This window comes from Flavobacterium pasteuri (assembly GCF_048286615.1).
Classification (GTDB): Bacteria; Bacteroidota; Bacteroidia; order Flavobacteriales; family Flavobacteriaceae; genus Flavobacterium.
On the sequence record NZ_JBLVPN010000005.1, the window covers coordinates 285,299 to 312,141 of the forward strand.

The window sequence follows — 26,843 nt, forward strand, 5'->3', positions numbered from 1 at the left end:
AAGCTAGCGCGAGCGTCCCGCTCGTGCCCACAAACAAAAGCAGGATAAAAGGTTTGAACAATAGAATTATAATTTGGAATGGGCACGAGCGGGACGCTCGCGCTAGCAAAGTAAGAGTTCCGTAGGAACGATATGTTTTTGTAGCAACGGCATTTATTCCGTTGAATGAAAAGGAAATAGGATTTTGGGATATTCTGTTGAATGAAAATAGTGTTGAATTGTTGAAAATCCGCGTGAGGGATAGCAGTGAAAAGCCCACAGTCTCGTCTTTTCGGACGAGACGAGGACTTGTAACGAATAGCCCGACCCTTTTGGGTCACGCCCAATATAATAAGAAACAAAAAAGCTAAACCTACACCGTTTTTGAAACCGTGCAGGATTAAATAAAACAAAAATGGCACACGCAGAAAAGAGAAGAAACCTTGTATTATCGGGATTAGAGCCTTTAATCATTACGCCGGAAAGCGTTTTTGTGAATATTGGTGAACGTACGAATGTAACAGGTTCTAGAAAATTCCTTCGATTAATCAAAGAAGAAAAATACGAAGAAGCACTTAGCATTGCAAAAGAGCAAGTAGAAGGTGGCGCACAAATCATCGATATTAATATGGATGAAGGAATGCTCGATGGCGAATATGCTATGACAAAATTCCTAAATCTAATCGCTGCCGAGCCTGATATTTCCAGAGTGCCAATTATGATTGACAGCTCGAAATGGGACATTATCGAAGCGGGTTTAAAAGTAGTGCAAGGAAAGAGTGTTGTAAACTCAATTTCTTTAAAAGAAGGGGAAGAACAATTCATTCATCATGCTAAATTGATCAAGCGCTACGGCGCTGCAGCAATTATTATGGCTTTTGATGAAACAGGACAAGCTGATAATTACGAACGAAGAGTTGAAATTTGCCAACGTTCGTATGATATTTTGGTAAACAAAGTTGGTTTTCCTCCGCAAGACATCATTTTTGATTTGAATATATTTCCAGTAGCTACTGGAATGGAAGAACACCGCTTGAACGCATTGGATTTCTTTAGAGGAACAAAATGGGTTAGAGAGAATCTTCCACATGCGCATATTAGTGGTGGTGTGAGTAATGTTTCTTTCTCGTTTAGAGGAAATGATACGGTTCGTGAAGCGATGCACTCTGTTTTCTTATATCATGCGATTCAACATGGTATGACGATGGGAATCGTGAATCCAGAAATGCTTTCTATTTACGATGAAATTCCAAAAGATCTTTTAGAACACGTTGAAGATGTAATCTTGAACAGACGCGATGATGCCACAGAAAGATTGTTGGACTTTGCCGAGAATGTAAAAGGAGATGTAAAGAGTAATGAAAAAACAGTTCAAGAATGGCGTTCGGGAACTATTCAGGAACGATTGACGCATTCGCTAGTAAAAGGAGTTGATGAATTTATAGAAATTGACGTAGAAGAAGCCAGACTTGCAGCAACAAAACCTATCGAAGTAATTGAAATCAATTTAATGGCAGGAATGAATGTCGTAGGAGATTTATTTGGTTCAGGAAAAATGTTTTTACCACAAGTGGTGAAATCAGCGCGTGTAATGAAAAAAGCAGTAGCTTATTTATTGCCATTTATTGAAGCCGAAAAAGATGGTGTTTCAAGTTTTGCAGGTCGTATATTAATGGCGACTGTAAAAGGCGATGTACACGATATTGGTAAAAATATTGTTTCGGTTGTTTTGGCTTGTAACAATTATGAGATTATTGATTTAGGTGTGATGGTTGCGCCTGAGAAAATTATCGCTGCAGCTATAGAACACAATGTTGATATTATCGGTCTAAGCGGATTGATAACACCTTCATTGGATGAAATGGTGTATTTGGCTAAAGAATTAGACAAAAGAAATATAAAAATCCCAGTGATGATTGGTGGAGCAACGACTTCGCGCGCGCATACTGCCGTGAAAATTGCACCACAGTATAGAGAAACGGTTATTCACGTAAATGATGCTTCGAGAGCCGTAACGGTTGCCGGAAATTTATTGAACAGTGAGAAAAAAATATATGCAAGTGACATCAGAGCAGAATATGATGCTTTTAGAGAGACTTTTTTGAATCGTTCGCGTGACAAAAATTTCTTAACTATTGAGCAAGCTCGTGTCAATAAATTGAAATTAGATTGGGAAAATTACAACCCAATGAAGCCTAATTTTATTGGAACAAAAACAATCGAAGTCGATTTGGATGTTTTGGTTCCGTATATTGACTGGACACCCTTTTTTAGAACATGGGAATTGTTTGGGAAATATCCAGCGATTTTAACAGATACTGTTGTTGGAGAACAAGCTACTTCAGTTTTTGCGGATGCTAAAGAAATGTTGGGCGTTATTTTGAAAGAAAAGAAACTGACAGCCAAAGGAATCTACGGAATTTTTCCAGCGAATCAAGTGAATGATGATGACATCGAATTGAGCGACGAAAGTGGAAAAGTACTAGAGAAATTCTTGACGTTGCGTCAGCAATCACAAAAAACAAAAGGTGCCCCAAATATCGCTTTATCTGATTTTATCGCTCCGAAAGACAGCGGTAAAACGGATTATATGGGAGCATTTTGTGTAACAACCGGTTTTGGTGTGGATGAATGGGCAGCTGAATTCGAAAAAGATTTAGACGATTATAATTCGATCATGGTCAAAGCATTGGCGGATCGTTTTGCAGAAGCTTTCGCAGAATATTTGCACGAAAAAATCCGTAAAGAGATTTGGGGTTACGCTGCTGATGAAAATTTATCTACCGAGGCTATGATTGAAGAGGTTTATAAAGGAATTCGTCCAGCACCGGGTTATCCGGCTTGTCCTGACCATTTAGAAAAACCTACGATTTGGAAATTACTAAATGTAGAACAAGAAATTGGAGTGACTTTAACAGAAAGTATGGCGATGTGGCCGGCTTCATCGGTTTCTGGATATTATTTTGGAAACCCGGAAAGTAAGTATTTTGGACTTGGAAAAATAAAAGAAGACCAAGTTATTGATTATGCCAAACGAAGAAGCGTATCGACAGAAGTTGCCATGAAATGGCTGAACCCAAATATAGCAGATTAGAAAATAGTTTAAAGTTGAAATTTTGTTTAAAGTTTAAAGTTTAAAGTTGTTCGAGAGAACCTTAAACCTTAAACCTTAAACTTCAAACTAAAGAAAATGAAAGTAACACAACATATTGAAGACGCAAAAGGAGAAACTTTATTCTCTTTCGAAATTATTCCACCTCAAAAAGGCAAAAGCATTCAGGAATTATACGATAATATTGATCCGTTGATGGAGTTTAAACCACCATTTATAGATGTAACTACTTCTCGCGAAGAATATATTTACGTGGATAAAGGCAATGGTTTATTAGATAAGAAACTGACCAGAATGCGTCCGGGAACGCTTGGAATTTGTGCTTCGATAAAGCATAAATACAACGTAGATACGGTTCCTCACGTGCTTTGCGGTGGTTTTACTAAAGAAGAAACTGAGTATTTATTAGTCGATTGTCATTATCTTGGAATTGATAATGTGATGGCGTTACGTGGCGATGCGATGAAAGACGAGCAATATTTTATTCCGAAACAAGGAGGAAATGATTTTGCGGTTGATTTAGTGAAACAAATCAACCAATTGAATTGCGGGAAATATTTGCACGATGTAATGGATATTGATAATAAAGCCAATTTTTGTATTGGTGTTGCTGGATATCCGGAGAAGCATTTGGAGTCTCCATCCTTACAATCTGATTTAAAAAGGTTGAAAGAAAAAGTTGATGCAGGTGCGGATTACGTGGTGACACAAATGTTCTTTGATAATGCTAAATACTTTGAATTTGTTGCCAAAGCTAGAGAAATGGGAATTACTGTACCTATTATTCCAGGTATTAAACCAATTGCCGTAAAAAGACATTTGCAAGTATTACCGCAAATTTTCAGAATTGATTTGCCGGAAGATTTAATTCATGCGGTTGACCAATGTAAAAATAATACTGATATCAGGGAAGTAGGAATTGAATGGGCAATTCAACAATCTTTAGAATTGAAAGCTGCAGGAGTTCCGGTATTGCATTATTATTCTATGGGAAAATCAGAGAATATTAGACAAATTGCGAGTAAGGTTTTTTAATTCCCCAATCGTATTTTATAAAAAAAGCTCGTTTAAAATCAAATTTAAACGAGCTTTTTTAGTTGTAAACTACTTTGTAATCTCTCTAAATACTGCCTCGAGGTTTTTATTTTTCTGATTCAGTTGAAGTGTTTTCAAACCATTGGCATTAGCAAAATCAAAAACAGCCGGTCGCATGTCTTTATCCGCTTTGAAAGTCAATTCCCAAATCATGTCGTGTGTATTCTTGTAAGAAACTAGATTTTCGATTTTGGCAATAGCTTGTTCCTCTATTTTATAATCAAATTCTACTTCGATAACTTGCTCCTTGTCTTCGGAAATTAAGTGGTCCAGTTTTTTATCGGTAACAATTTTGCCGTTATTGATGATAATAACGCGGTCACAAATGGCTTCTACTTCCTGCATAATGTGCGTAGAAAGGAAAACGGTTTTGTCTTTCCCTACGTTTTTAATCACATTACGAATTTCCATTAATTGATTTGGGTCTAAACCGGTTGTTGGTTCGTCAAGAATCAAAACATCTGGATTGTGTAATAAAGCATTGGCAAGGCCTACACGCTGACGATATCCTTTGGATAATTGTCCTATTTTTTTATGACTTTCGGTACTTAAACCTGTCAATTGAATTACTTCTTCAATGCGGGATTTGGCTACTTTGTACACATCTGCGTTAAAAGCCAAATATTCTCTCACATACAAATCTAAATACAACGGATTGTGTTCCGGTAAATAACCAATAGAAAGCTGAACAGCTTTTTGCTGTGTGTTTACATCGTTTCCATTTACGATAGCTGTACCTTCATCGGCATTGATATACGTTGTCAATATTTTCATTAAAGTCGATTTTCCGGCTCCATTTGGACCTAAAAAACCAACAATTTCCCCTTTATTAATGGAAAATGAAATGTTATCCAGTGCTTTTTGGGCACCGTAGCTTTTGGATATATTAGTAACTTCTATTGACATGGAATTTTATTTGTTGCAAAAGTAAACAGAAAAAGTATTGATTTATTGTTTTTTGTAGCCCAATAGCTAAAAAGTCATTAATCAAAGTTTTACAAAGCGAGATGATATTCTATTTTAGATTTATATATTTACCATAAACTATATAGATATGAATTTGAAAAATACACAATCGGGCAGTTTCTTGAAAAACTACAAAAGTATTTTATTGCTACTTGGCGGGATTCTGGCAGGAAGTATATTGGGTTTAGTTTTTGGGAAAGGAGTAGAAGTCATTAAACCTTTGGGCGATATATTTCTGAATTTATTGTTCACAGCAATTATCCCTTTGATTTTTTTTACGATTGCATCTTCGATTGCCAATTTAGAAAAATCAGAGAAATTGGGGAAGTTGTTTGTAATCGTCATTGGCGTATTTTTAAGTACAGTATTGATTTCGGCCATTTTGATGATTGTTGGCGTATTGTTATTCCCTGTTCAGCAAGATATTATTATTTCCAAAATTCCATTGGAAACCATTCAGGAAAGTTCTACGGGTTCACAAATTACCCAGTTGCTTACTGCTAGTGACTTTTTTGAACTGTTGTCCCGTAAGAATATGTTGGCGCTTATTATATTTTCTTTTTTAATAGGATTTGCCAGTTTGCATTCGGGAGAAAAAGGGAAAGATTTCAGTCGCTTCCTAAATTCAGGAAATGAAGTGATGAAGCAATTGTTACACATGATTATGAAAACGGCTCCAATAGGTTTGGGTGCTTATTTTGCGTATCAGGTTGGGATTTTTGGACCGCAATTATTTGGCGCTTACGCAAAACCTTTAGGGCTTTATTATGCGGTTTGTGCTTTTTATTTTGTCGTATTTTTTAGTTTGTATGCTTTTATCGCCGGAGGGAAATTAGGATTTAAAGTATTTTGGAAAAACAATATTACGCCTTCATTAACGGCATTGGGAACCTGCAGCAGCATTGCGACAATTCCGGCGAATCTCGAAGGTGCCGAAAAAATGAATATCCCGAGTCATATCAGGAATGTAGTTATTCCACTTGGCGCACCTTTGCACAAAGACGGTTCGAGTATGTCGTCCATTATAAAAATCGCGGTTATTTTTGCCATGTTTGGTAAAGATTTTACAGATCCTTATAATTTACTAGTGGCATTGGGAATTACAGTAATTGTTTCAGTAGTCGAGGGCGGAATTCCAAATGGAGGTTATATAGGTGAAATTCTAGCGATAACCGTTTATGGATTTCCTATGGAGCAAGCTCTGCCGGCAGCTATGATTGTGGGAACCTTAGTAGATCCTATGGCGACCCTGTTGAATGCAAATGGAGATTTGGTTTCAGCGATGGTAGTTGCCCGAATTGCAGAGGGGAAAAAATGGCTTTCGGCTAATTTAGCAGCTTAAACGCTTTTTAGTTTGAATTAGTTGAAAAACGAATTCAGATATTGGTAATATACAAGAGGTTAGAAGTCTCTTTTTTAGGTATTTTGCAATAATAAGCAGCTTTCACAAAGAATTCTTTTTTTGTTACATAAAACAATAATTTTTTTTTGGTCGGTTTGAAATAAGCCTTACATTTGCAGTATAATTATTAAAAATAACACATAGCATACAATGTCTAATAACCGTTTTTATTTTAGCAACACTTATTATTTCTTCTTTAGGAAGTAAGGGATTGTGCTATGGTTATTTGAAAACAAACAAACAAATAAAACTAATATACAATCCTGATGAAAATCAGGATTTTTTTTTGAATATAATTGAAATAAGATAAGTGAAAATTGATAGAATACGAATCAAAATTTCATTTTCAAATAGAAACAAATAATAACTTAGAATGAGAACTAAGATTGCAATACAAGGTATAAAAGGCTCTTTTCATCATCAGGTGGCACAGGATTATTACTATCAAAATGTTGAGGTAGATGAGTGTTTGTCTTTTGAGGAGTTAGTAGATAGTTTGCTTTCAGGAAAATCAGATCAGGCGGTTATGGCTATAGAAAACTCTATTGCAGGACCAATTATTCCGAATTATGCCTTGATTGATAAAAACAATTTACACATAATAGGTGAACATTATTTGAGAATTCATCAGAATCTAATGGCTTTAAAAGGCCAGAAAATGGAAGATATTCTGGAAGTGCATTCCCATCCTATGGCTATTTTACAATGTATGGAATTCCTGAAAAAATACCCAAACATAAAATTAGTCGAAGATAAAGATACTGCTGAAACGGCCCGCAGAATCAAGGAAAAACAATTAAAAGGGATTGCTGCAATTGCCAGTAAAACAGCTTCGGAAATGTATGATTTAGAGATTTTGGCTCCGGAGATTCAAACGATTAAAAACAACATGACTCGTTTTGTGATTATAAAAAAGCAAAATTCATTTGTACCGGAAAACGAAATCAACAGAGCGTCTATCAAATTTGAATTAGACCACAAACGCGGTAGTTTGGCTGCAGTATTAAATGTAATGAGTGATTGTAAATTGAATTTAACCAAAATTCAGTCGTTACCAAAAATAGAAACACCTTGGAAATATTCGTTTTTTGTGGATGTTACTTTCGAGAAATACGAAGATTATGCAAAAGCAAAGTCACTATTGATCATTATGGCGGAGTATTTCAAAGTGTTAGGCGAATATAAAAACACAAAATTATAATTAATCGAAAGTTACAAAGTCAAAAGAATATAAAAATACAAAACCATGATTACTACAGCGAAACGTCTGGATATAATTGAAGAATATTATTTCTCATCAAAATTGAGAGAAGTAAGACAACTGGCTTCTGAAGGGAAACCAATTATTAATATGGGAATTGGAAGTCCAGATTTACTACCGTCACAAGCAGTAATTGACGCTGTAGTTCTGGCAATGCAAGATGAAAATGCGCATCAATACCAAAGTTATCAAGGATTACCGGAATTGCGTCAAGGCATGGCTGATTTTTACAAAAATAATTACGGAGTTATGTTGAATCCGGCTAACGAAATCTTGCCTTTGATGGGTTCCAAAGAGGGAATTATGCATATTTCACTGGCTTTCTTGAATGAAGGCGATCAGGTGCTGATTCCAAATCCAGGATATCCAACATACACTTCGGTTACGAATTTAGTAGGAGCAGTTCCCATTTATTATGACTTAAAAGAAGTGAATAATTGGGAACCGGATTTTGAAGCTTTGGAAAAACTGGATTTATCTAAAGTGAAAATCATGTGGATTGGTTATCCGCACATGCCAACAGGAGCAAGAGGGAGTTTAGAGTTGTTTTCAAAATTAGTGGCTTTCGCCAAAAAAAATAGCATTTTATTAGTCAATGACAATCCGTATAGTTTTGTTTTAAATGACAATCCAATGAGTTTGTTACAAGTGGAAGGCGCAAAAGATGTGGTTTTAGAATTGAATTCTTTGAGTAAGACTTTCAACATGGCGGGCTGGAGAGTTGGGATGGTTTTAGGAAATGCAGCTTGTATTGATGCAGTTTTAAAAGTAAAAAGCAACATGGACAGCGGAATGTTTTACGGGATTCAAAAAGGGGCAATTGAAGCTTTGAAAAGTGACAAGACTTGGTTTGAATCGATGAATGCGATTTATAGAAAACGCAGAATTCTTACCGAACAACTGGCTGAGAAATTAGGTTGTAAAGTGTATAAGGAAGGTGTTGGATTATTTGTTTGGGCAAAGTTGCCTGACGGAATTACATCAGCAGAGAAATTTATTGACGAAATTCTATATGACAAATCTATTTTTATTACACCAGGAACCATTTTTGGTTCTAAAGGAGAAGGATATATTCGATTTGCACTTTGTGTAAAAGAAGAAAAAATACAAGAAGCTATAAATAGATTTTAGATTGTTGATTAACGATTCTAGATTTCAGATTTTCCTGCAAGGTTTTTAAAAAATTGTAGGTGTAAAAATAAAACGATGAAAGTATTTGTAATAGGAATAGGGTTAATTGGTGGTTCGATGGTATTAGACATTAAAACGCTGCATCCGGAAGCCAAAATTCATGGAATTGATAACAACGAAAGTCATTTGGCGGAAGCCTTAGCTTTAGGAGTTGTTGATGGAGCGGCAACATTTGAAGATTTAGTGGATGCTGACTTTGTAATTGTTTCGGTTCCTGTTGACGTAGCATTGATTGTTTTGCCAAAAGTATTGGATGTTATTGGGGATAATACGATTGTTTTTGAAGTAGGTTCTACAAAAACTCCTATTTGTGAAGCGGTTGCCAATCATCCTAAAAGGCGAAATTTTATTGCCACGCATCCTATTGCAGGAACAGAGTTTTCAGGACCTTCGGCAGCGATAAAAGGGTTATTTCAAGGGAAAACGAATATTATTTGTGAAGTAGAGAAAACCACTTTCAAATTACAGGAAAAGGCGTTGGAGCTTTTTACGGCAATGGGAATGAGGATTCGTTATATGGACCCGAAATCACATGATAAACACATTGCTTATGTGTCGCATTTGTCGCATATCAGTGCCTTTATGCTCGGAAAAACGGTAATAAATAAAGAGAAAGACGAACAGGATATTTTTGATATGGCAGGTTCCGGTTTTGAAAGCACAGTTCGATTAGCCAAAAGTTCGCCAGCAATGTGGACGCCAATTTTTAAACAAAACAGGAAGCAGGTTGTAAAAACATTGGATGAATACATTTCGAACTTATCGAAATTTAAAGAATTATTAGAAAAGGAAGATTATGATGCGATTTACCATGAAATGCAAAGCGTCAATAAAATAAAGGAAATATTAAACGGAATGAATGTTAAAAAGTAATCAGTCACATTTTACAGTTAAAAAAGAACAACACAAAAAACTAAAAAAATAAAATTAGAAAAGATGGAAAACAAGAAAGAAATGAGAAATTGGTTGAATGAATTCAATTTAACTCATCCATTTGTGATCGCAGGACCTTGTAGTGCTGAAACAGAAGAACAAGTATTGAAAATTGCACATGAATTGAAAGATTCAGATGTGAGTGTTTTTAGAGCAGGAATTTGGAAACCAAGAACACGTCCGGGAGGATTTGAAGGTGTTGGTGAAATAGGTTTGAAATGGTTGAAGAAGGCTAAAGAGCAAACAGGATTGCTAATGGGAACGGAAGTGGCAAATGCTGCTCACGTAAAATTAGCTTTGGAATATGATATCGATGTATTGTGGATTGGAGCCAGAACAACCGTAAATCCATTTGCAATGCAGGAAATTGCGGATGCTTTAGTAGGAACTAAAAAAATCGTATTGGTTAAGAATCCAGTAAATCCAGATTTGTCTTTATGGTTGGGTGGTGTTGAGCGTTTATACATGGCAGGAATTGAAAAATTAGGAGTAATTCACAGAGGTTTTTCTACATACGAAAAAACAAAATACAGAAATATTCCAGAATGGCAGATTGCTATCGAATTGCAAAATAAATTCCCTGATTTACCTTTAATCATTGACCCGTCTCATATTACAGGAGACCGTAAAATGATTCTTGAAGTAACGCAGGAAGCTTTGGATTTGAATTATGATGGTATGATTATCGAAACACATTACGATCCGGACAATGCTTGGAGTGATGCTGCACAACAAGTTACACCAGACGCTTTGAAACAAATTTTTATTGATTTGAAAGTGAGAAAAGTAAATGATGTATCTGATGAGTTTACTCAAAAAATGGCTAAGTTAAGAGCTAATATAGATGTTTTAGATGCTACTTTATTGGAATTATTAGGGAAGCGTATGAAGGTAGCAGACGAAATAGGTCAAGTGAAAAAAGATGCTAACGTTGCTGTATTGCAAAACAATCGTTGGAACGAAATTCTAGGAAAAATGATTTTAGAGGGTGAGAAAAAAGGATTGACTGAGGAATTTGTACTAAAAATGTTCAAAGCGATTCACCAGGAAAGTATTGGTCACCAAGAAAAAGTATTGAACGCATAATCATTATTTTTTTTCAAAAAATAAATCCCTACAGCTTTTTTCAAAAGGTGTGGGGATTTTTTATTTATAGGTAGTTTCAAAAACTTTAAACTTTATCCCGAAGTGTCGGGATAAACTTGAAACAAAATTTTACCTTTGCACCATGACAGGACTAGTATACAAATCTACAGGAAGTTGGTACACCGTAAAATCTGAACAAGGTGATTTTATCGAATGCCGTATGAAAGGGAAATTCCGAATTAAAGGAATCAAAAGTACCAATCCTATTGCTGTGGGCGATATTGTGGATTATGAACTCGAAGAATCCTCAGATACCGTTACGGGAACCATTCACAAGATTCACGACAGGAAGAATTATATCGTTCGGAAATCTGTGAATTTATCACATCAAATGCATATTATTGCATCTAATATTGATAGGGTTTTCTTGTTGGTTACCATTAATAATCCGCCAACGACTTTTAATTTTATAGATCGTTTTCTGGTTACTGCCGAAGCATATGGAATTGAAACGATACTGGTTTTTAACAAAATAGATACGTTTGACGATGCCACTTTAGATGAACAATTATACATGCAACACGTATATCAAGAAATTGGATATAAATGTTTGAGAGTTTCTTCGACTGAAATGAAAGGAATTGAGGAGTTGAAAGCAATGATGATTGGCAAAGTAAGCATGTTTTCCGGGCATTCCGGTGTGGGGAAATCAACTTTGGTAAATGCAATGGAGCCTTCTTTACATTTAAAAACAAAAACAATTTCTGAAGCAAGCAAGCAAGGACAGCACACGACAACTTTTGCCGAGATGTATGATTTGTCTTTTGATGCTAAAATTATTGACACGCCTGGTATCAAAGGTTTTGGAATTGTAGATATGGAAAAAGAAGAAATTAGCGGCTATTTTCCTGAATTTTTCAAATTGAAAGATCAGTGTAAATTTAATAATTGTTTGCATAAAGACGAACCACATTGCGCTATTAAAACCGCATTAGAAAAAGACGAAATTGCTTGGTCCCGTTATAGAAGTTATCTTAAAATTCTGGAAGGCGATGATGAAAATTATCGTACTGATATTCATAATGAAGATAGGATAATCAGTGATAAAACGAGGGAATAACAATAGCAATTTCAAAAATCAATTTCAATTTCAAAAATGAAAATCGTCCTTCAAAGGGTTTCCTCCGCCTCCGTAACTATAGACAATAAAATTGTAGCCGATATCCAAAAAGGACTATTGGTTTTAGTTGGTATTGAAGATGCCGATACTCAAGAAGATATAGATTGGCTGGTTAATAAGATAACTAACATCCGCATTTTTGGCGATGAAAATGATGTGATGAATTTATCTGTAAAAGATGTTGACGGAGATATTATTGTGGTTAGTCAATTTACATTGCATGCTTCTACCAAAAAAGGCAATCGTCCTTCCTATATCAAAGCTTCAAAACCAGAAGTGGCCATCCCATTGTATGAGAATTTTGTAAAAAAAATAGAAATGGAATTGGGAAAGAAAGTACAAACGGGAATCTTTGGTGCGGATATGAAAGTGCTTTTGCTGAATGATGGTCCTGTAACGATAGTAATTGACAGTAAAAATAGAGATTAAGTTTTCTTTAATCGAAAAATTCTTATATTTTTGATAAAAAGAATTTTATGATTTTTAAAAATATCTCTTTCCTATTTTTGTTTTTTACTTCTTTTATTTTTGCTCAAAAGATAGAATATAACTCTTTGAATATTTCCGATAGCTTAAAAGAAAATGCTAATGCTGTTGTTCGTCTAAATGAAATAGACATAGTTATTGCTTCACAAAGAAGCATGAATATCATAACTAAAAGAGTAGTTACGGTTCTAAATGAAAAAGGTCTTAGCGCAATTGACGCAATTGAAAGTTATGATAAAAGGACTAATATTAGGAATATCGAAGCTACTGTTTATGATATTTTAGGAAACGAAATCAAAAAAATTAAGCGTAAAGATTTCAAAGACCAAAGCGCAGTTGATGGTGGTACCCTTTTCTCGGATAACCGTTATCTTTATTTAGATTATACTCCCGTCCAATATCCCTTTACAATAGTTTTTGATAGCGAGATAGAAACTTCTACTACTGCTTTTATTCCGAAATGGTATCCTTCAAGTGAATATTTTGTAAGTGTCGAAAAGAGTATTTTGAATGTAAAATATCCTGATAATTTAGGTTTTAAGAAAATGGAATTCAATTTTTCAAATTTCAAAATTGATAAAACTATTGATACTGCAACGCAACTTTCATATACTGCTACCAATATTCTGGCTCAAAAACAAGAAGATTACAGTCCGGTTTACAGTTCTATTTTTCCAAAAGTGATGATGGGATTAGAGTTGTTTCATTTAGAAGGAGTAGACGGAAATGCAAAGACTTGGAAGGAGTTTGGACAATGGTATTCTGATAAAATTTTATTGGGAACAACTGATTTACCAGATGAAACCAAAATGAAAGTCAAGGCCCTTGTTGGAGATGAAAAAGACCCAATTAAAAAAGCAAAATTAATTTACAATTTTGTACAACAAAAAGTAAGATATATAAGTATTCAAGTTGGAATTGGCGGATGGAAACCTATGCTTGCCAGTGATGTAGATCGTTTGGGATATGGTGATTGTAAAGCATTGACTAATTATGCTAAGGCCTTACTAGATGTGGTAGATGTGCCATCTTATTATACTATTCTCTACGGAGATAGGAAAAAACTAAGCATTCAGTCTGATTTTGTATCTATGCAAGGAAATCACGTTATTTTGTCTATTCCAAATGGAAATAATTACACTTGGTTAGAATGTACCAGTCAAGATGATCCCTTTGGATATCAAGGTACTTTTACAGATGATAGAGAGGTTTTAATAATAAAACCGGAGGGAGGCGAGATTGTTAGAACCAAAGTTTATGAAGATAATGGAAACACTCAAATTAGTAAAGGAGAGTATGCCTTATCAGCAAATGGAGATTTCTCTGGAAAAATAACAATTTCTTCGGAAGGATCACAATACAATCAAAAAGCGCTTATTGAAAATAGACAACCAACCGAAAAAGAGTCACATTATAAAGAGTATTGGGGACATATTAATAATTTAAAAATCAATAAAATATCATTTTCTAATGATAAAGATAAGATTCGTTTAACTGAAAATGTAGCTATAGAAGCTGTGAATTATGGAAGTCTTACCTCAAATAAGTTGATATTTGTTGTTAATGCCTTTAATAAAACAAATGCTTATGTCAAGAGAATAAGAAACCGTAAAAATCCTTTAGAGATACAAAGAGGTTTTTTGGACGAAGATGAGATAACTATAACTCTTCCTTCTGGTTTTTCTACTGAATTTTTACCTGAAAATTATGAACTGAGCGGTAAATTCGGGAATTATAAAACTGAGATTATAAAAACGGATGCCGCTAATCTGGTTTATAAAAGAACCTTATTCGTAAAAAAAGGTTTGTATTCGAACAAAGAATATGACGAATATCGTCTTTTTATAGAACAAATTTCAAAAAATGATAATGCCAAAATTATTCTAACCCAAAACCAATAAAACTATGAAATGGAACCAGCTCTTCATTATTCTTTTTTTTACTTTATTTTTTTTAAATACCAAAGCACAAACTTTTGAATTGGGTAAAGTTTCGATTGCGGAATTAGAAGAAAAAGAACATCCTAAAACCCCTTCGGCAATAGCGGCGATATTATTCAAAAAGGGAAAAATGAGTATTGAATATACTAAAAGCGAAGGTTTTGTAATGATAACTGAGGTGAAAACCAGGATTAAGATTTATAAAAAAGAAGGTTATGATTGGGCAAATCAAAAAGTGCGCTACTATTTAGGAAATAATTCTAAAGAAAATATCTCTTTTACGGATGCTGTAACTTACAATTTACTAGATGGAAAAATAGAGAAGACGAAATTGAAAAGTGATGGAATATTTGATGAGACTATCAATAGATTTTGGGGGCAGAAAAAGATAACAATGCCAAATGTAAAAGAAGGGACTGTAATAGAATTTCAGTACACAATTCGATCATTGAGTATTGGAATGCCGAGAGAGTATAGCTTCCAGACCACAATTCCGGTAAATTATTCAGAGTACAGGACTTTTATCCCACAATATTTTATTTATAATACCAATCAAAAAGGATTCATTTTCCCAAAAGTAACGGTAGAGAAAAAACCAAAAACAATCAAATTTTTGGACATGGAAAGTAAACAAGCTGGAACAAGCTCCAGTAATGTCAATACATCATTTTATGAAAGTACACTGGAATATGAAGAAACCAGAACCACTTATTTGGCAGAGAATTTACCGGCCATGGATGAAGAATCTTTTGTAAATAATATTGATAATTACACATCAAGTTTGGTACAGGAATTATCAATGACACAATACCCTAATCAGCCTTTGAAACCCTATTCGGTCGATTGGAAATCAGTAGTAAAGACAATTTATGAGTATGATGATTTTGGGCCTGAATTGGATAAAACAGGTTATTTTGAAGATGATATAAATGCTTTAATCAAAGGGTTGAATACCCAAGAAGAAAAAATAGCGGCTATTTTTAATTACGTTAAATCTAGTGTAAAGTGGAATGATTATTATGGATATTCTTGTAATGATGGTGTGAAAAAAGCATATAAAGATAAAACAGGAAATGTAGCCGAAATTAACCTGATGCTTACTGCTATGCTGCGTTATGCTGGAATCAATGCTAATCCGGTATTGTTAAGTACACGTGCTAACGGAGTAGCATTGTTTCCTAATAGAACAGCTTTTGATTATGTAATTGCAGCTGTAGAAATACAAGATGGCTTAATTTTATTGGATGCAACTGAGAAGTATTCGTTACCTAATGTTTTGCCATTAAGAGACCTGAACTGGTTTGGAAGGTTGATTAGAAAAGATAGAACATCTGTAGAAGTGGACTTGATGCCAAAAACACTTTCGAAAGAAATCATAAATACTAGTTTTGTTATCAATAGCGATGGTGTAATTACCGGGAAAGTAAGAAAGCAACTTACCGATCATGAGGCGCTTTATTTTAGACAAAAAAACATATTAACAAGTAAAGATAATTACTTGGAAGAATTAGAGAATAAAAACAATGCTATTGAAATAACAGATTATGTTAGAGAAAATGATTTGAACTTGGCAAAGCCAATTCTTGAAACATATACTTTTAAAGATTCCAAAGATTTTGAAAGTATAAATGGAAAAATCTATATAGCTCCATTATTGTTTTTGTCAACTAAAGTAAATCCTTTTAAACAGGAAGTAAGAGCATATCCGATTGATTTTGGTTATCCTATAGAGAATAAGTATAATATTATGATAGAAATACCAGAAGGTTATGCTATAGAATCTTTACCCGTTTCAATGAATATTGCTACGCCAGATAACATTGGAACATATAAATATATTATTGGGGCTACTGGAAATAAAATACAAATTTCAATTACCTCTGATATTAACACAGCAATAGTCCCAGCGGATTATTATATTGCTTTAAAAGAATTCTTTCAGAAAATGATTGACAAGCAGAATGAAAAAATAGTACTTAAAAAAGTGTAGTTAAATGAAAATAATCAAAGTTATACTTTCGATATTTATTTTTGTATTCATTACGAAGGCAAAATCGCAAACTTTTGAATTAGGTAAAGTATCAACTGCAGAACTGATAGAAAAAAAGCACTATAAAGACACTAGCGCAGTAGCATGTATTTTGTATAAAAAAGGAAGAACCTTTTTTAGTTATAATGCCACAAGTGGATTTACGGTAAACCACGAATACATATATCGAATCAAAATTTACAAAAAAGAAGGGCTGAGTTGGGCAAATTTTCAAGTGCCTTATTATGTAGGCTATGAAGATATGAAAGATGAATCTGTGAAATTTTCCAATTGTGTAACCTATAATCTTGAAAACGGCAATATTGTTAAAACTAAATTAAACAGTGAAGGCAATTTTAAGAAAAATGTGAACGAATATTGGAACGAAGCATCTATAAGCATGCCTAACGTTAAAGTAGGTTCCGTACTTGAGTTCAAATATATTTTGAAATCAGAAGGAATCGTTAAGTTTCCTACATTTAAAATACAATATGATATTCCGGTTAACTATGCAGAGTATGCAACAGAAATCCCAGAATATTTTATTTACAAACCAATTTTGACCGGCTATGTGAAGATTAAGGCAGAAGCAAAATATGTAAATGGTTCTCAGAGTTTTGAAAATAGACACAACCAATCGGCATCTATTAGTTACAAGCAAATTAACAGTGTTTATCTTGCTGAAAACATTCCTGCACTTAAAGAGGAGGGATATATAGATAATATTGAAAACTACAGATCATCTATTTATAATGAATTAGAAAGAACTCGTTTTCCTGAACAACCAGTCAAAGATTATGCAATAACTTGGGAAGGAGTTGCGAAAACCATTTTCGAAAATAAAAATTTCGGAAAGGAACTGAATGAACAGCTTTATCTTATTCAAGATGTTAAAATAATACTTAAAAATGTTGTTTCTGAAGACGAGAAGCTGGATGTTATCTTTAAATTTATTCAAAACAAAATGAACTGGAATAAAGAATATGGGTTTTACACTGATAAAGGAGTGAAAAAAGCATATGCAGATAGAACAGGTAACGTGGCTGAAATAAATTTCATTTTGATTGCAATGTTAAAACTTGCAGGAATAAATGTTAATCCAGTTTTGATAAGTACAATAGAACACGGGGTTCCAATCTTTCCTAATAGGACAGTCTTTAATTATGTAATTGCTGCGGCAGAAATAGATGGAAAACAAATTCTATTGGATGCAACGCATAAATATACGACACAAAATATTTTGCCGTTCAATATATTAAACTGGACTGGCCGACTTATTAAACAAGATGAGACTTCTCAAGAAATTAATTTGGTTCCAAAATTAGCTTCTAAGGTCAATTATACCTTGATGACAAAAGTTGATGGACTGGGTCAAATTACAGGTAAACTCAGAGTTCAAAATACCGATTATGAAGCGTATGGGTTTAGAGAAAAAAATGCTCAAAAAAAGAAAGAGGATTATTTAGAAAAATTAGAAAATGATTTGGGGGGAATCCAAATTAGTGATTATGAGATAGAAAATAAGGATAAAGATTTATCAAAACCTACACTAGAAACTTTTACTTTTACATCAGCTAATCTCTGTGAAATTATAGGCGGTAAGATGTTTATTAATCCAATGTTGTTTTTTACTCTAAATAAAAATCCTTTTGTTCAGGAAAAAAGACTGATGCCTATTTATTTTGGTTATCCTAAGCAAGAAAAATACAATATAAATCTTGAAATTCCGGAGGGCTACATTGTTGAGTCTACCCCAAAAACAATGAAAATTGCAATGGAAGACAAAGTTGTATTGTTTACGATTAATACACAGGTTGAAGGAAACAGAATTCAAATCATAATAACGAAAGAAATGAATGTTGCTGTTTTGACAGCAGATTATTATGATGACTTAAAAGATTTCTTTCAAAAAATTATTGATAAACAAAATGAAAAAATAGTACTTAAAAAACTATAACAAAAATGAACCTAAAAAATTCCCAATTAGACGTAGATACTTGGATAAAAGAACACGGCGTTCGTTACTTTAACGAATTGACCAATATGGCACAGCTTACAGAAGAAGTAGGCGAAGTGGCTCGAATCATAGCACGTCGTTACGGCGAACAATCTGAAAAAGAAAGCGACAAAAATAAAGACCTAGGCGAAGAATTAGCCGATGTGGTTTTCGTGGTATTGTGTTTAGCAAATCAAACAGGAATCGATTTGCAGGCTGCTTTCGATAAAAAGATGGATTTAAAGTCTATTCGTGACAAAGACCGTCACAAAAACAACGAAAAACTCAAATAATTTGTGAATTGTAAATTATGAATTGTGAATGAGTAGTGGTAAATTGCGTCCTTAAATTATTTGAGTCGAAAGCTTAAGCTATAACTCATAACTCATAATTAAAAACATGAATTTACTGTTACAAACTTCCCATTCTAATTTACAAGCTCAAATTGCAGTTACCGGTTCAAAAAGCGAAACCAACCGACTATTATTGTTACAAGCACTTTTTCCAAATATTACTTTGGCTAATACTTCCAACTCTGATGACAGTGAAGTAATGCAAAAAGCATTGAAAGGAAACGAGGAAATAGTTGACATTCATCATGCGGGAACGGCTATGCGATTTCTAACGGCTTATTTTGCTGTAAACGAAGGTCGAGAAGTAGTTTTGACTGGTTCTCAGCGAATGACGGAGCGTCCAATAAAAGTTTTGGTGGAAGCGCTAGAGCAATTGGGGGCGAAAATCTCCTATGAAAAAGAAGTAGGATATCCGCCTATTCGAATCAAAGGACAAAAAATCACAGCTTCTAAGGTTACTATTCCTGCAAATGTAAGCAGTCAATACATATCGGCATTGTTATTAGTGGCGCCAAAATTGGAAAACGGTATCGAAATCACTTTAGTAGGTGAGATTACTTCAGTTCCTTATATCAAAATGACTTTGGCTTTGTTGAATGATTTGGATATTAAAACCAGTTTCGAAGGGAATGTAATTACCGTTTATCCAAAAGAAGAAGTAGCATCGAAAGTAATGACTGTAGAATCCGATTGGAGTTCTGCTTCTTACTTTTTTAGTTTAGCTACTTTGGCTGAAAATGCCACTATTTCATTGACCAGTTATAAAGAAACCAGTTTACAAGGCGATTCGGCTTTGGTGGAAATCTACAAACAAATGGGAGTTGAAACGCATTTTGAAGAAAACAAAATGACGCTTACAAAACAAGTGGGTTTTAAACCCGAAAATTTAAACTTAGAATTAAATAATACGCCAGATATTGCCCAAACGATAGTGGTTACTTGCCTTGGATTAGGAATTGGTTGCCATCTTACGGGGCTTCATACCTTGAAAATTAAAGAAACTGACAGACTCGAAGCACTTAGAATTGAGCTAACAAAATTAGGAGCCAATATTTCAGTGACTAATGATAGCTTGACGCTTATGGCTTCAAATGAAATCAATCACAATGTTAAAATCGCTACCTATAACGATCACAGAATGGCGATGGCATTTGCCCCCTTAGCTTTAAAAGTGCCAATAATTATCGAAAATGCCGAAGTAGTTTCTAAATCATACCCTGATTTTTGGGAAGACATGAAAAAATTAGATTTTAATGTGACTGAAATCGCTTCTTAATTCTCAATGTTTACGGGGCTAAAGCTTTGCTGCTTTGTTACTTTGCAATTTTGAAACTAAATTAAACAGCAAAACACTTGACAACGCCTATCTCACAATCGTATATTTGCACACTCGGATTAAGATTGTCATCCTGAGCGCAGACGAAGGACATAACTCATAATCTATAACTCATAACTTTATCAAATGAAATTATCACATTTTCAATTCGATTTACCAAAAGAACTTCTTGCTGAATATCCAGCTGAAAACAGAGACGAAGCACGTCTAATGGTTATTGATCGTAAGAAAGGAACTATAGAGCATAAAATGTTCAAAGATGTTATCGATTATTTTGATGACGGCGATGTTTTAATTTTGAATAATACTAAGGTTTTTCCAGCTCGTTTGTATGGAAACAAAGAAAAAACTGGAGCAAGAATCGAAGTTTTTTTACTTAGAGAGTTAAACTCTGAGCAAAGACTTTGGGATGTTTTAGTTGATCCGGCTCGTAAAATCAGAATTGGTAACAAACTATATTTTGGAGATGACGATTCATTAGTCGCTGAGGTTATTGATAATACTACGTCTCGCGGAAGAACATTACGTTTTCTTTACGACGGTTCTTATGAAGAATTCAGAAATAAATTAACAGAACTTGGAGAAACTCCAATCCCAAAATACATTTCTAGAGACGTAACTCCGGAAGATGCAGAACGTTACCAAACTATTTATGCTAAAGAAGAAGGAGCTGTTGCAGCACCAACTGCAGGATTGCACTTCTCGAAACATTTATTGAAAAAACTGGAAATCAAAGGAATTAAATTTGCCGAAGTAACGCTTCACGTAGGTTTGGGAACTTTCAATCCAGTTGAGGTTGAGGATTTATCAAAACACAAAATGGATTCTGAGGAATTAAAAATTACTCAAGAAGCTTGTGATATTGTGAATGAAGCCAAAGCTAAAAAGAAACGTATTTGTACCGTAGGAACCACTTCTATGCGTGCCGTTGAAAGTTCAGTATCGTCACAAAACACTTTGAATCCTTTTGATGGATGGACTAATAAATTCGTTTTTCCGCCACATGATTTTACAATTCCAACGTGTATGATTACTAATTTCCACACGCCAAAATCAACTTTATTAATGATGGTTTCCGCATTTTGCGGACATGATTTAATGAAAAAAGCCTATGCCGAAGCTATCAAAGAAGAGTATAAGTTCTATTCTTACGGTGACGCGATGTTAATCATCTAATCTGTCCCGAAATTTCGGGATAATCATATTTTAAATAACAAAATCTCGTCAGTAATGGCGAGATTTTTTTTGTGTGTGCCCCAAGGGTCGGGCTGTACGCTGTATCTTTATTTTCTTAAAGAAAGAAAATAAAGGATGCCGCTTCCATCCCTCACACGATGTTGTGTGTATAAAAGTAATTTTAGTAGAAAGTACAATTTTTGAAGCCTAAAATTATATTTCAGTTATTGTATAAGTAAATTTGTAAGAGCTGATTTTTTGTCAAGTCGAGCGCAGTCGAGACCCAACAAGGGGTCTCGACTGCGCTCGACTTGACATATATTCTAAATTCTAATTCACTTGATAGACCAGTCTTACCGTGATATTAGCCGTTTTGTTTTTGGATTGCGTATTAAAGGAACCACCATAAGAAAAATCTTCCGATGAGTTTTGACCCGTAATTTGAAAAACGCCCATGTCTGATTTTTTTAGATTTCCTAAACTCGCATCTGCATTTTCAGCAATACTTTTTGCTCTGATACTGGCGTCCTTTGTGGCCTCGGCAATCATTTTTATTTTTAATTCGGCAAGTTTAGTGTAGTAATATTCAGGAGGAGAAGAATAAAATTCCACTCCAGAATTAATTAACTCACTGGACTGTCGGGATAATTCTTCAATTTTATTTACTTCCTTAGATTGGATGCTCACGCTTTGGGTTAAGGTAAATCCAGTAAAAATTTGCTGTCTTGTCGTTCCGTTTTCGTTATAAGTCGTTTCAAAATCTTTATTAAAATTCACCGCCGAAAAAACCATTTCATTAGGAGCAATTCCTTTGCCTGATAAATAGCTTTTTATTTTTTCTCGGTCAGAATCCAATGCTGCGTAAGCTTCTTTCAATGTCACGCTTTTTTTAGAAAAAGAACCGTTCCAAACAATCAAATCCGATACGAAATCCTTTTTTCCGGAGCCAGTTACACTTATCGTGTCATTGCTTTTATTTCGATTCTGAAAGGCATTCGAAAATAAATAGGAGGAAATTACCACGGCGATAGCAATAATAATAACGTTCAAACTGTTTTTAAGCATAGCTAGGAGTTTTAAATTCTATATAATTAAATAACGAGTAGTTTCTTAATTCCGTATAGGAATCTGAAACTATTTTTTTGTATTCTAAAATTTAACTCTTTTATGGTTTACTAATCAGTTAAAAGTCTTTTATCTATCGGTCCTTTTTTATTATTTTTACAAATCAAAATACAAATCATGACTTTCGAAAACACCCTTGAATTTGCAAAACAACTTGATTCACAAGATCAATTACATAAATACCAAGATGAATTTATTTTTCCGCAGGTAAATGGAAAAAAAGTAATTTATTTCACTGGAAATTCACTGGGATTACAACCTAAACGCACTAAAAATTATGTAGATGAGGTGATGAATGATTGGGCAAATCTCGCCGTTGAAGGTCATTTTTACAGTAATAAGCCATGGTGGGATTACCACGAGCGATTTGCAAATCCGTTGAGTAAAATTGTGGGTGCGTTACCGAGTGAAGTTACTGTGATGAATACGTTAACGGTAAATCTTCATTTGTTAATGGTGTCTTTTTACCGACCTACAAAAACCAGATATAAAATTATTTGTGAAGAAAAAGCATTTCCTTCGGATCAATATATGTTTCAAAGTCAGGTTCATTTTCATGGTTACAAACCAGAAGATTCTATTGTTGAAATCAAGCGTCGCGAAGGCGAACACAACATTCGAATAGAGGATGTTTTGGCTAAAATTGAAGAAGTAGGTGATGAGTTGGCTTTAGTTTTATTTGGCGGTGTTAATTATTACACAGGACAAGTTTTTGATATGAAAACCATAACAGCAGCGGGTCATAAAGCTGGTGCTTATGTGGGTTGGGATTTAGCGCATGCTGCAGGAAACATAAAACTGGAAATGCACGATTGGAATGTGGATTTTGCAGCTTGGTGCAGTTATAAATACATGAATTCAGGTCCTGGAAATGCTTCTGGTTGTTTCATTCATGAAAAACACCACAACAATTCGGAGTTACCAAGATTTGCGGGTTGGTGGGGACACAATAAAGAACGTCGTTTCAAAATGGAACAAACTTTTGACCCAATTCATGGAGCCGATGGTTGGCAAATAAGTAATTTACCAGTGCTTTCTTTGGCACCTTATTTAGCTTCCGTGGAAATGTTTGATGAAATAGGAATGGATGCTTTAATTCAAAAAAGAGATGCAATTACTTCGTATTTAGAATTCATTCTGCATGAAATAGACAAAGAAGTCGATAGTACTTTCGAAATCATTACACCGTCAAATCCATTAGAAAGAGCGTCACAGTTATCCGTGCTGCTGCATGGGGAAGGACGCAGTTTGTTTGATTATCTTATGAAAAATGGAGTGATTACGGATTGGCGCGAACCTAATGTTATTCGATTAGCACCAGTACCATTGTATTGTTCTTTTGAAGACATGTATCACTTTGGACAAATATTGAAATCAGGGATTCTAAAATAGTTTAAACGCAGAATTATATAAAATTTAGTTTAAATTTTATAAAGTTTATTGATAGTTTTACATGTTTCTTTGTAGCGTCATTAATTACAAAACTTAAAATTATGAAAGCATTATATTTTATACTAATAGCTGCAGTTGTTGTTTCTTGTCAAAATCAAGGGAAAATGGAAATTGAAAAAGCGAAACTAGCGACTGTGGATTCAATGAATGTAGAAATTGAAAAACAAAGAGTTATTGATTCCATGCAGGTTGAAATGGCTAAAATTGAGGAAACTAAAATTGAAACTCAAAAAGAAGTAGTAGTTGTCAATCAACCGGTTGCAACCACTACAACTACTACGACTACAAAAAAGAAAGGTTGGAGTAGTACGGCTAAAGGTGCTGTAATTGGAGCTGGAGTTGGAGCAGCAACAGGGGCAATTATAAGTAAGAAAAAAGTTCAAGGAGCTATAATTGGTGGTGTTGCTGGTGCTGGTATTGGTGCGGGAACAGGAGCCATTATAGACGGAAGTAAAAAGGAATAGATTTATTTTTTTAATAAAAAAGAGTGCTTAAGTTCGTATAGAATTTAAGCACTCTTTTTATTTTTGGATGTTTCGGTTTAATAGGAATCCATATCTTGAATAATAGCATTTGCCTTAACTTTGATTTTATATAATTCTTCGGGATTCATTTTATTTAATAAATTCAACATCATTCCCATGCGTTGATTTCCTTTGAAATATTCTTTTTTCTCGTCTATAAAATTCCAATATAACGTATTGAAAGGGCAGGCATTATCTCCAAATTTCTCTTTGACATTGTAATGGCATTTGGCGCAATTATTACTCATTTTATTGATGTAACTTCCGGAAGAAACATAGGGTTTTGTGGCGATAATTCCACCATCTGCATATTGTGACATACCGCGAGTGTTGGGCATTTCGACCCATTCAATGGCATCAATATATACGCCTAAATACCACGCGTCTACTTCGTCAGGATGAATTTGTGTCAGTAGCGTAAAATTTCCAATTACCATCAGCCGCTGAATATGATGTGCGTAAGCTTCGTCTAAACTTTGATTGATAGCATGGCTCATACAATTCATTTTGGTTTTACCCGTCCAGAAAAAATCTGGTAATTTATTTGTATTTTCCAAGACATTCATTTGGGCATAATTGGGCATTTCTTTCCAATAAATTCCCCGAATATATTCACGCCAACCTAAAATTTGCCTAACAAATCCTTCAACTTGTGAGATAGTTATTTCAGTTTCATTTGCATGATAAAAAGAAATAACGGTTTCGATTACTTCTTTTGGCGAAAGCATTTTACTATTCATTGCAAATGACAAACGGGAATGGAAAAGGAATTTTTCATCGGTATGCATCGCATCTTCGTAATCACCAAAATGTTTCAGCAGATTAGTGCAGAAATAATCTAAAACCTCCAATGATTGCTCACGAGAAGTAGGCCAACTGAAATTATTTTCATCGATGTTCCCAAAAGTAACTATTCCAGCTTCTTTTATTTGGTTTATAATCTTAGAAACGTTTATGTGAAAGTTTTTTTCGGTTGGAACAGGAACTTCACCTTTATATTTTTTGCGATTATCAGCATCAAAATTCCATTGATTGCCTAACGGAGTGCTTCCATCCATTAAAACATGGTGTTTTTTGCGCATGTTTCGATAAAAATTCTCCATTAACAACAATTTTTTTCCCTCAAAAAAATCAGAAAGTTCGTGACGCGTGGTGTAAAAATGTTCGGAGTCAAATGCCTCTGATTCGATTTTTAGATTGGAACAAATCGTTTTTAACTGTTGGTCTAGGCGATATTCATCGGGTAATTGATATTCGAATTTTTGAATTTTATATTTTTCAATACAAACGGCAATGATTTTTTCTAAATTTTGTGGATTCTCAACATCGGTAATTTGGAAATAGATCGCTTGATGTCCATTTTCTTTTATAGTTGTGTAAAAATTCCTCATTGACAGGAAAAATGCCGCCACTTTTTGGATATGATGTTTTACATAATCTGTTTCCTGACGCATTTCGGCAAGTACATAAATAGTATTGTCATCATTTTCTTGAAACCAAGTATGTTCTAAATTTAACTGATCACCAAGAATTAGCCGTAGTTTTGTCATTTTTTATTTTTTAAAAAAGGAAGTGGTTGGAAGTTCTTTTCTTGCATATTGAAAGCGGTCTATTAATTTAGGTAAACAATACCCATCAAGACCATTTAGTGCCACAACATTTCCTCGGTCAATTTGTAACCAGCCGTCTTTATGTTCTAATTCTTCTTCAAAAAATAAATTTTCGATTGACGCAATCACATGAATCGTATCATTTTCCTTGATGTAATATTCATTTACGTATTTGCAATACAACTGCACGGGACTTCCTTTTACAAATGGAATTTCTATATCATTTTTATATTCCTCTTCCAGATTGGTTTTGTCAAATTCAGATATGCCTAATTCATAATTTGCGGATGTATGGTGTGCATCTTCAATCATATTTACCGTAATGTGATTTACGGTAAAATAACCAGTTTCTCGGATATTTTTGTATGTGTCTCTGGGAACGGTAGTAGGTCTCATAATAAATCCTATCATCGCGGGATTACTTCCTAAATGTGTTACGCTACTAAAAATAGCCACATTAGTTTTTCCATCAAGGGATTTTGTTGCCAATAAATTAGCAGACTTATAACCGGTGCATGAATTAATTAAATTCAATCTTTCGACTTTCTCCATTTGAGAAATATCATCTCTAGAAATATGTTTCATATTTTTTAATTTAAAACAAATATACT

General features: G+C 34.2%; 21 protein-coding genes. 17 read left to right on the forward strand and 4 right to left on the reverse strand.

Annotated elements, in window-relative coordinates; all coding sequences use genetic code 11:
* Nucleotides 1-394: 394 nt before the first annotated feature.
* Nucleotides 395-3,073, forward strand: a complete 2,679-nt coding sequence (gene metH, locus ACNQF6_RS09830) for a methionine synthase (RefSeq protein ID WP_417965429.1) — start codon at nt 395-397, stop codon at nt 3,071-3,073.
* Between the two features lie 96 nt (nt 3,074-3,169).
* Nucleotides 3,170-4,126 (forward strand): methylenetetrahydrofolate reductase [NAD(P)H], encoded by a 957-nt coding sequence (metF, locus tag ACNQF6_RS09835; protein WP_282717237.1) that lies wholly within the window; start codon nt 3,170-3,172, stop codon nt 4,124-4,126.
* A gap of 69 nt (nt 4,127-4,195) precedes the next feature.
* On the opposite strand, the gene gldA is transcribed toward metF, so the two are convergent.
* Complete coding sequence (gldA, locus tag ACNQF6_RS09840) at nt 4,196-5,092, reverse strand: gliding motility-associated ABC transporter ATP-binding subunit GldA (protein ID WP_121340887.1); 897 nt, start codon at nt 5,090-5,092, stop codon at nt 4,196-4,198.
* 148 nt (nt 5,093-5,240) lie between these two features.
* On the opposite strand from gldA, the gene ACNQF6_RS09845 reads away from it, so the two are divergent.
* The 13 genes from ACNQF6_RS09845 (at nt 5,241) to queA (ending at nt 21,521) form a co-directional block, all read left to right on the forward strand.
* Entirely contained in the window at nt 5,241-6,494 is a 1,254-nt protein-coding gene (locus ACNQF6_RS09845; protein ID WP_417965432.1) for a dicarboxylate/amino acid:cation symporter, read from the forward strand.
* A gap of 433 nt (nt 6,495-6,927) precedes the next feature.
* Nucleotides 6,928-7,755, forward strand: a complete 828-nt coding sequence (locus tag ACNQF6_RS09850; RefSeq protein ID WP_417965434.1) for a prephenate dehydratase — start codon at nt 6,928-6,930, stop codon at nt 7,753-7,755.
* 45 nt (nt 7,756-7,800) lie between these two features.
* Entirely contained in the window at nt 7,801-8,946 is a 1,146-nt protein-coding gene (locus tag ACNQF6_RS09855; RefSeq protein ID WP_417965436.1) for an aminotransferase class I/II-fold pyridoxal phosphate-dependent enzyme, read from the forward strand.
* Between the two features lie 75 nt (nt 8,947-9,021).
* Nucleotides 9,022-9,879 carry a prephenate dehydrogenase gene (locus ACNQF6_RS09860; protein ID WP_417965438.1) on the forward strand — a complete coding sequence of 286 codons (858 nt, stop codon included), beginning with the start codon at nt 9,022-9,024 and terminating at the stop codon, nt 9,877-9,879.
* A 63-nt stretch (nt 9,880-9,942) separates the two neighbouring features.
* Nucleotides 9,943-11,025, forward strand: a complete 1,083-nt coding sequence (locus ACNQF6_RS09865) for a bifunctional 3-deoxy-7-phosphoheptulonate synthase/chorismate mutase type II (RefSeq protein ID WP_305627401.1) — start codon at nt 9,943-9,945, stop codon at nt 11,023-11,025.
* A 142-nt stretch (nt 11,026-11,167) separates the two neighbouring features.
* Entirely contained in the window at nt 11,168-12,145 is a 978-nt protein-coding gene (gene rsgA / locus ACNQF6_RS09870) for a ribosome small subunit-dependent GTPase A (RefSeq protein ID WP_417965440.1), read from the forward strand.
* A 36-nt stretch (nt 12,146-12,181) separates the two neighbouring features.
* Nucleotides 12,182-12,634, forward strand: a complete 453-nt coding sequence (dtd, locus tag ACNQF6_RS09875) for a D-aminoacyl-tRNA deacylase (RefSeq protein ID WP_417965442.1) — start codon at nt 12,182-12,184, stop codon at nt 12,632-12,634.
* Nucleotides 12,635-12,681: 47 nt separating this feature from the next.
* Complete coding sequence (locus ACNQF6_RS09880) at nt 12,682-14,592, forward strand: DUF3857 domain-containing protein (protein ID WP_417965444.1); 1,911 nt, start codon at nt 12,682-12,684, stop codon at nt 14,590-14,592.
* A 4-nt stretch (nt 14,593-14,596) separates the two neighbouring features.
* Complete coding sequence (locus tag ACNQF6_RS09885) at nt 14,597-16,621, forward strand: transglutaminase family protein (protein WP_417965446.1); 2,025 nt, start codon at nt 14,597-14,599, stop codon at nt 16,619-16,621.
* 4 nt (nt 16,622-16,625) lie between these two features.
* Complete coding sequence (locus tag ACNQF6_RS09890; RefSeq protein ID WP_417965448.1) at nt 16,626-18,617, forward strand: DUF3857 domain-containing protein; 1,992 nt, start codon at nt 16,626-16,628, stop codon at nt 18,615-18,617.
* Between the two features lie 5 nt (nt 18,618-18,622).
* On the forward strand, nt 18,623-18,949 hold the full coding sequence (locus tag ACNQF6_RS09895; RefSeq protein WP_035668323.1) for a nucleotide pyrophosphohydrolase: 327 nt from the start codon (nt 18,623-18,625) through the stop codon (nt 18,947-18,949).
* A gap of 106 nt (nt 18,950-19,055) precedes the next feature.
* Nucleotides 19,056-20,285 (forward strand): 3-phosphoshikimate 1-carboxyvinyltransferase, encoded by a 1,230-nt coding sequence (gene aroA, locus ACNQF6_RS09900; protein WP_417965450.1) that lies wholly within the window; start codon nt 19,056-19,058, stop codon nt 20,283-20,285.
* A gap of 186 nt (nt 20,286-20,471) precedes the next feature.
* The gene (gene queA, locus ACNQF6_RS09905) at nt 20,472-21,521 is read left to right on the forward strand and encodes a tRNA preQ1(34) S-adenosylmethionine ribosyltransferase-isomerase QueA (protein ID WP_282713097.1); all 1,050 of its coding nucleotides are present in this window, start codon (nt 20,472-20,474) and stop codon (nt 21,519-21,521) included.
* Nucleotides 21,522-21,851: 330 nt separating this feature from the next.
* Here the strand turns inward: queA and ACNQF6_RS09910 are convergent, their stop codons facing one another.
* On the reverse strand, nt 21,852-22,586 hold the full coding sequence (locus ACNQF6_RS09910) for an SIMPL domain-containing protein (protein ID WP_121340894.1): 735 nt from the start codon (nt 22,584-22,586) through the stop codon (nt 21,852-21,854).
* 177 nt (nt 22,587-22,763) lie between these two features.
* Between ACNQF6_RS09910 and kynU the strand changes: the two genes are divergently transcribed.
* Nucleotides 22,764-24,038 carry a kynureninase gene (kynU, locus tag ACNQF6_RS09915; RefSeq protein WP_417965452.1) on the forward strand — a complete coding sequence of 425 codons (1,275 nt, stop codon included), beginning with the start codon at nt 22,764-22,766 and terminating at the stop codon, nt 24,036-24,038.
* A gap of 101 nt (nt 24,039-24,139) precedes the next feature.
* On the forward strand, nt 24,140-24,562 hold the full coding sequence (locus tag ACNQF6_RS09920) for a YMGG-like glycine zipper-containing protein (protein ID WP_417965454.1): 423 nt from the start codon (nt 24,140-24,142) through the stop codon (nt 24,560-24,562).
* A 77-nt stretch (nt 24,563-24,639) separates the two neighbouring features.
* Here the strand turns inward: ACNQF6_RS09920 and ACNQF6_RS09925 are convergent, their stop codons facing one another.
* Nucleotides 24,640-26,172, reverse strand: coding sequence for a cryptochrome/photolyase family protein (locus ACNQF6_RS09925; RefSeq protein WP_417965456.1), 1,533 nt, complete (start codon nt 26,170-26,172; stop codon nt 24,640-24,642).
* Nucleotides 26,173-26,175: 3 nt separating this feature from the next.
* Nucleotides 26,176-26,817, reverse strand: coding sequence for a flavin reductase family protein (locus tag ACNQF6_RS09930; protein WP_417965458.1), 642 nt, complete (start codon nt 26,815-26,817; stop codon nt 26,176-26,178).
* Between the last annotated feature and the right edge of the window lie 26 nt (nt 26,818-26,843).

Coding starts and splice junctions, on each gene's coding strand:
- metH (WP_417965429.1), top strand. CDS start 395: ATGGCACACGCAGAAAAGAGAAGAAACCTTGTATTATCGGGATTAGAG.
- metF (WP_282717237.1), top strand. CDS start 3,170: ATGAAAGTAACACAACATATTGAAGACGCAAAAGGAGAAACTTTATTC.
- gldA (WP_121340887.1), bottom strand. CDS start 5,092: ATGTCAATAGAAGTTACTAATATATCCAAAAGCTACGGTGCCCAAAAA.
- ACNQF6_RS09845 (WP_417965432.1), top strand. CDS start 5,241: ATGAATTTGAAAAATACACAATCGGGCAGTTTCTTGAAAAACTACAAA.
- ACNQF6_RS09850 (WP_417965434.1), top strand. CDS start 6,928: ATGAGAACTAAGATTGCAATACAAGGTATAAAAGGCTCTTTTCATCAT.
- ACNQF6_RS09855 (WP_417965436.1), top strand. CDS start 7,801: ATGATTACTACAGCGAAACGTCTGGATATAATTGAAGAATATTATTTC.
- ACNQF6_RS09860 (WP_417965438.1), top strand. CDS start 9,022: ATGAAAGTATTTGTAATAGGAATAGGGTTAATTGGTGGTTCGATGGTA.
- ACNQF6_RS09865 (WP_305627401.1), top strand. CDS start 9,943: ATGGAAAACAAGAAAGAAATGAGAAATTGGTTGAATGAATTCAATTTA.
- rsgA (WP_417965440.1), top strand. CDS start 11,168: ATGACAGGACTAGTATACAAATCTACAGGAAGTTGGTACACCGTAAAA.
- dtd (WP_417965442.1), top strand. CDS start 12,182: ATGAAAATCGTCCTTCAAAGGGTTTCCTCCGCCTCCGTAACTATAGAC.
- ACNQF6_RS09880 (WP_417965444.1), top strand. CDS start 12,682: ATGATTTTTAAAAATATCTCTTTCCTATTTTTGTTTTTTACTTCTTTT.
- ACNQF6_RS09885 (WP_417965446.1), top strand. CDS start 14,597: ATGAAATGGAACCAGCTCTTCATTATTCTTTTTTTTACTTTATTTTTT.
- ACNQF6_RS09890 (WP_417965448.1), top strand. CDS start 16,626: ATGAAAATAATCAAAGTTATACTTTCGATATTTATTTTTGTATTCATT.
- ACNQF6_RS09895 (WP_035668323.1), top strand. CDS start 18,623: ATGAACCTAAAAAATTCCCAATTAGACGTAGATACTTGGATAAAAGAA.
- aroA (WP_417965450.1), top strand. CDS start 19,056: ATGAATTTACTGTTACAAACTTCCCATTCTAATTTACAAGCTCAAATT.
- queA (WP_282713097.1), top strand. CDS start 20,472: ATGAAATTATCACATTTTCAATTCGATTTACCAAAAGAACTTCTTGCT.
- ACNQF6_RS09910 (WP_121340894.1), bottom strand. CDS start 22,586: ATGCTTAAAAACAGTTTGAACGTTATTATTATTGCTATCGCCGTGGTA.
- kynU (WP_417965452.1), top strand. CDS start 22,764: ATGACTTTCGAAAACACCCTTGAATTTGCAAAACAACTTGATTCACAA.
- ACNQF6_RS09920 (WP_417965454.1), top strand. CDS start 24,140: ATGAAAGCATTATATTTTATACTAATAGCTGCAGTTGTTGTTTCTTGT.
- ACNQF6_RS09925 (WP_417965456.1), bottom strand. CDS start 26,172: ATGACAAAACTACGGCTAATTCTTGGTGATCAGTTAAATTTAGAACAT.
- ACNQF6_RS09930 (WP_417965458.1), bottom strand. CDS start 26,817: ATGAAACATATTTCTAGAGATGATATTTCTCAAATGGAGAAAGTCGAA.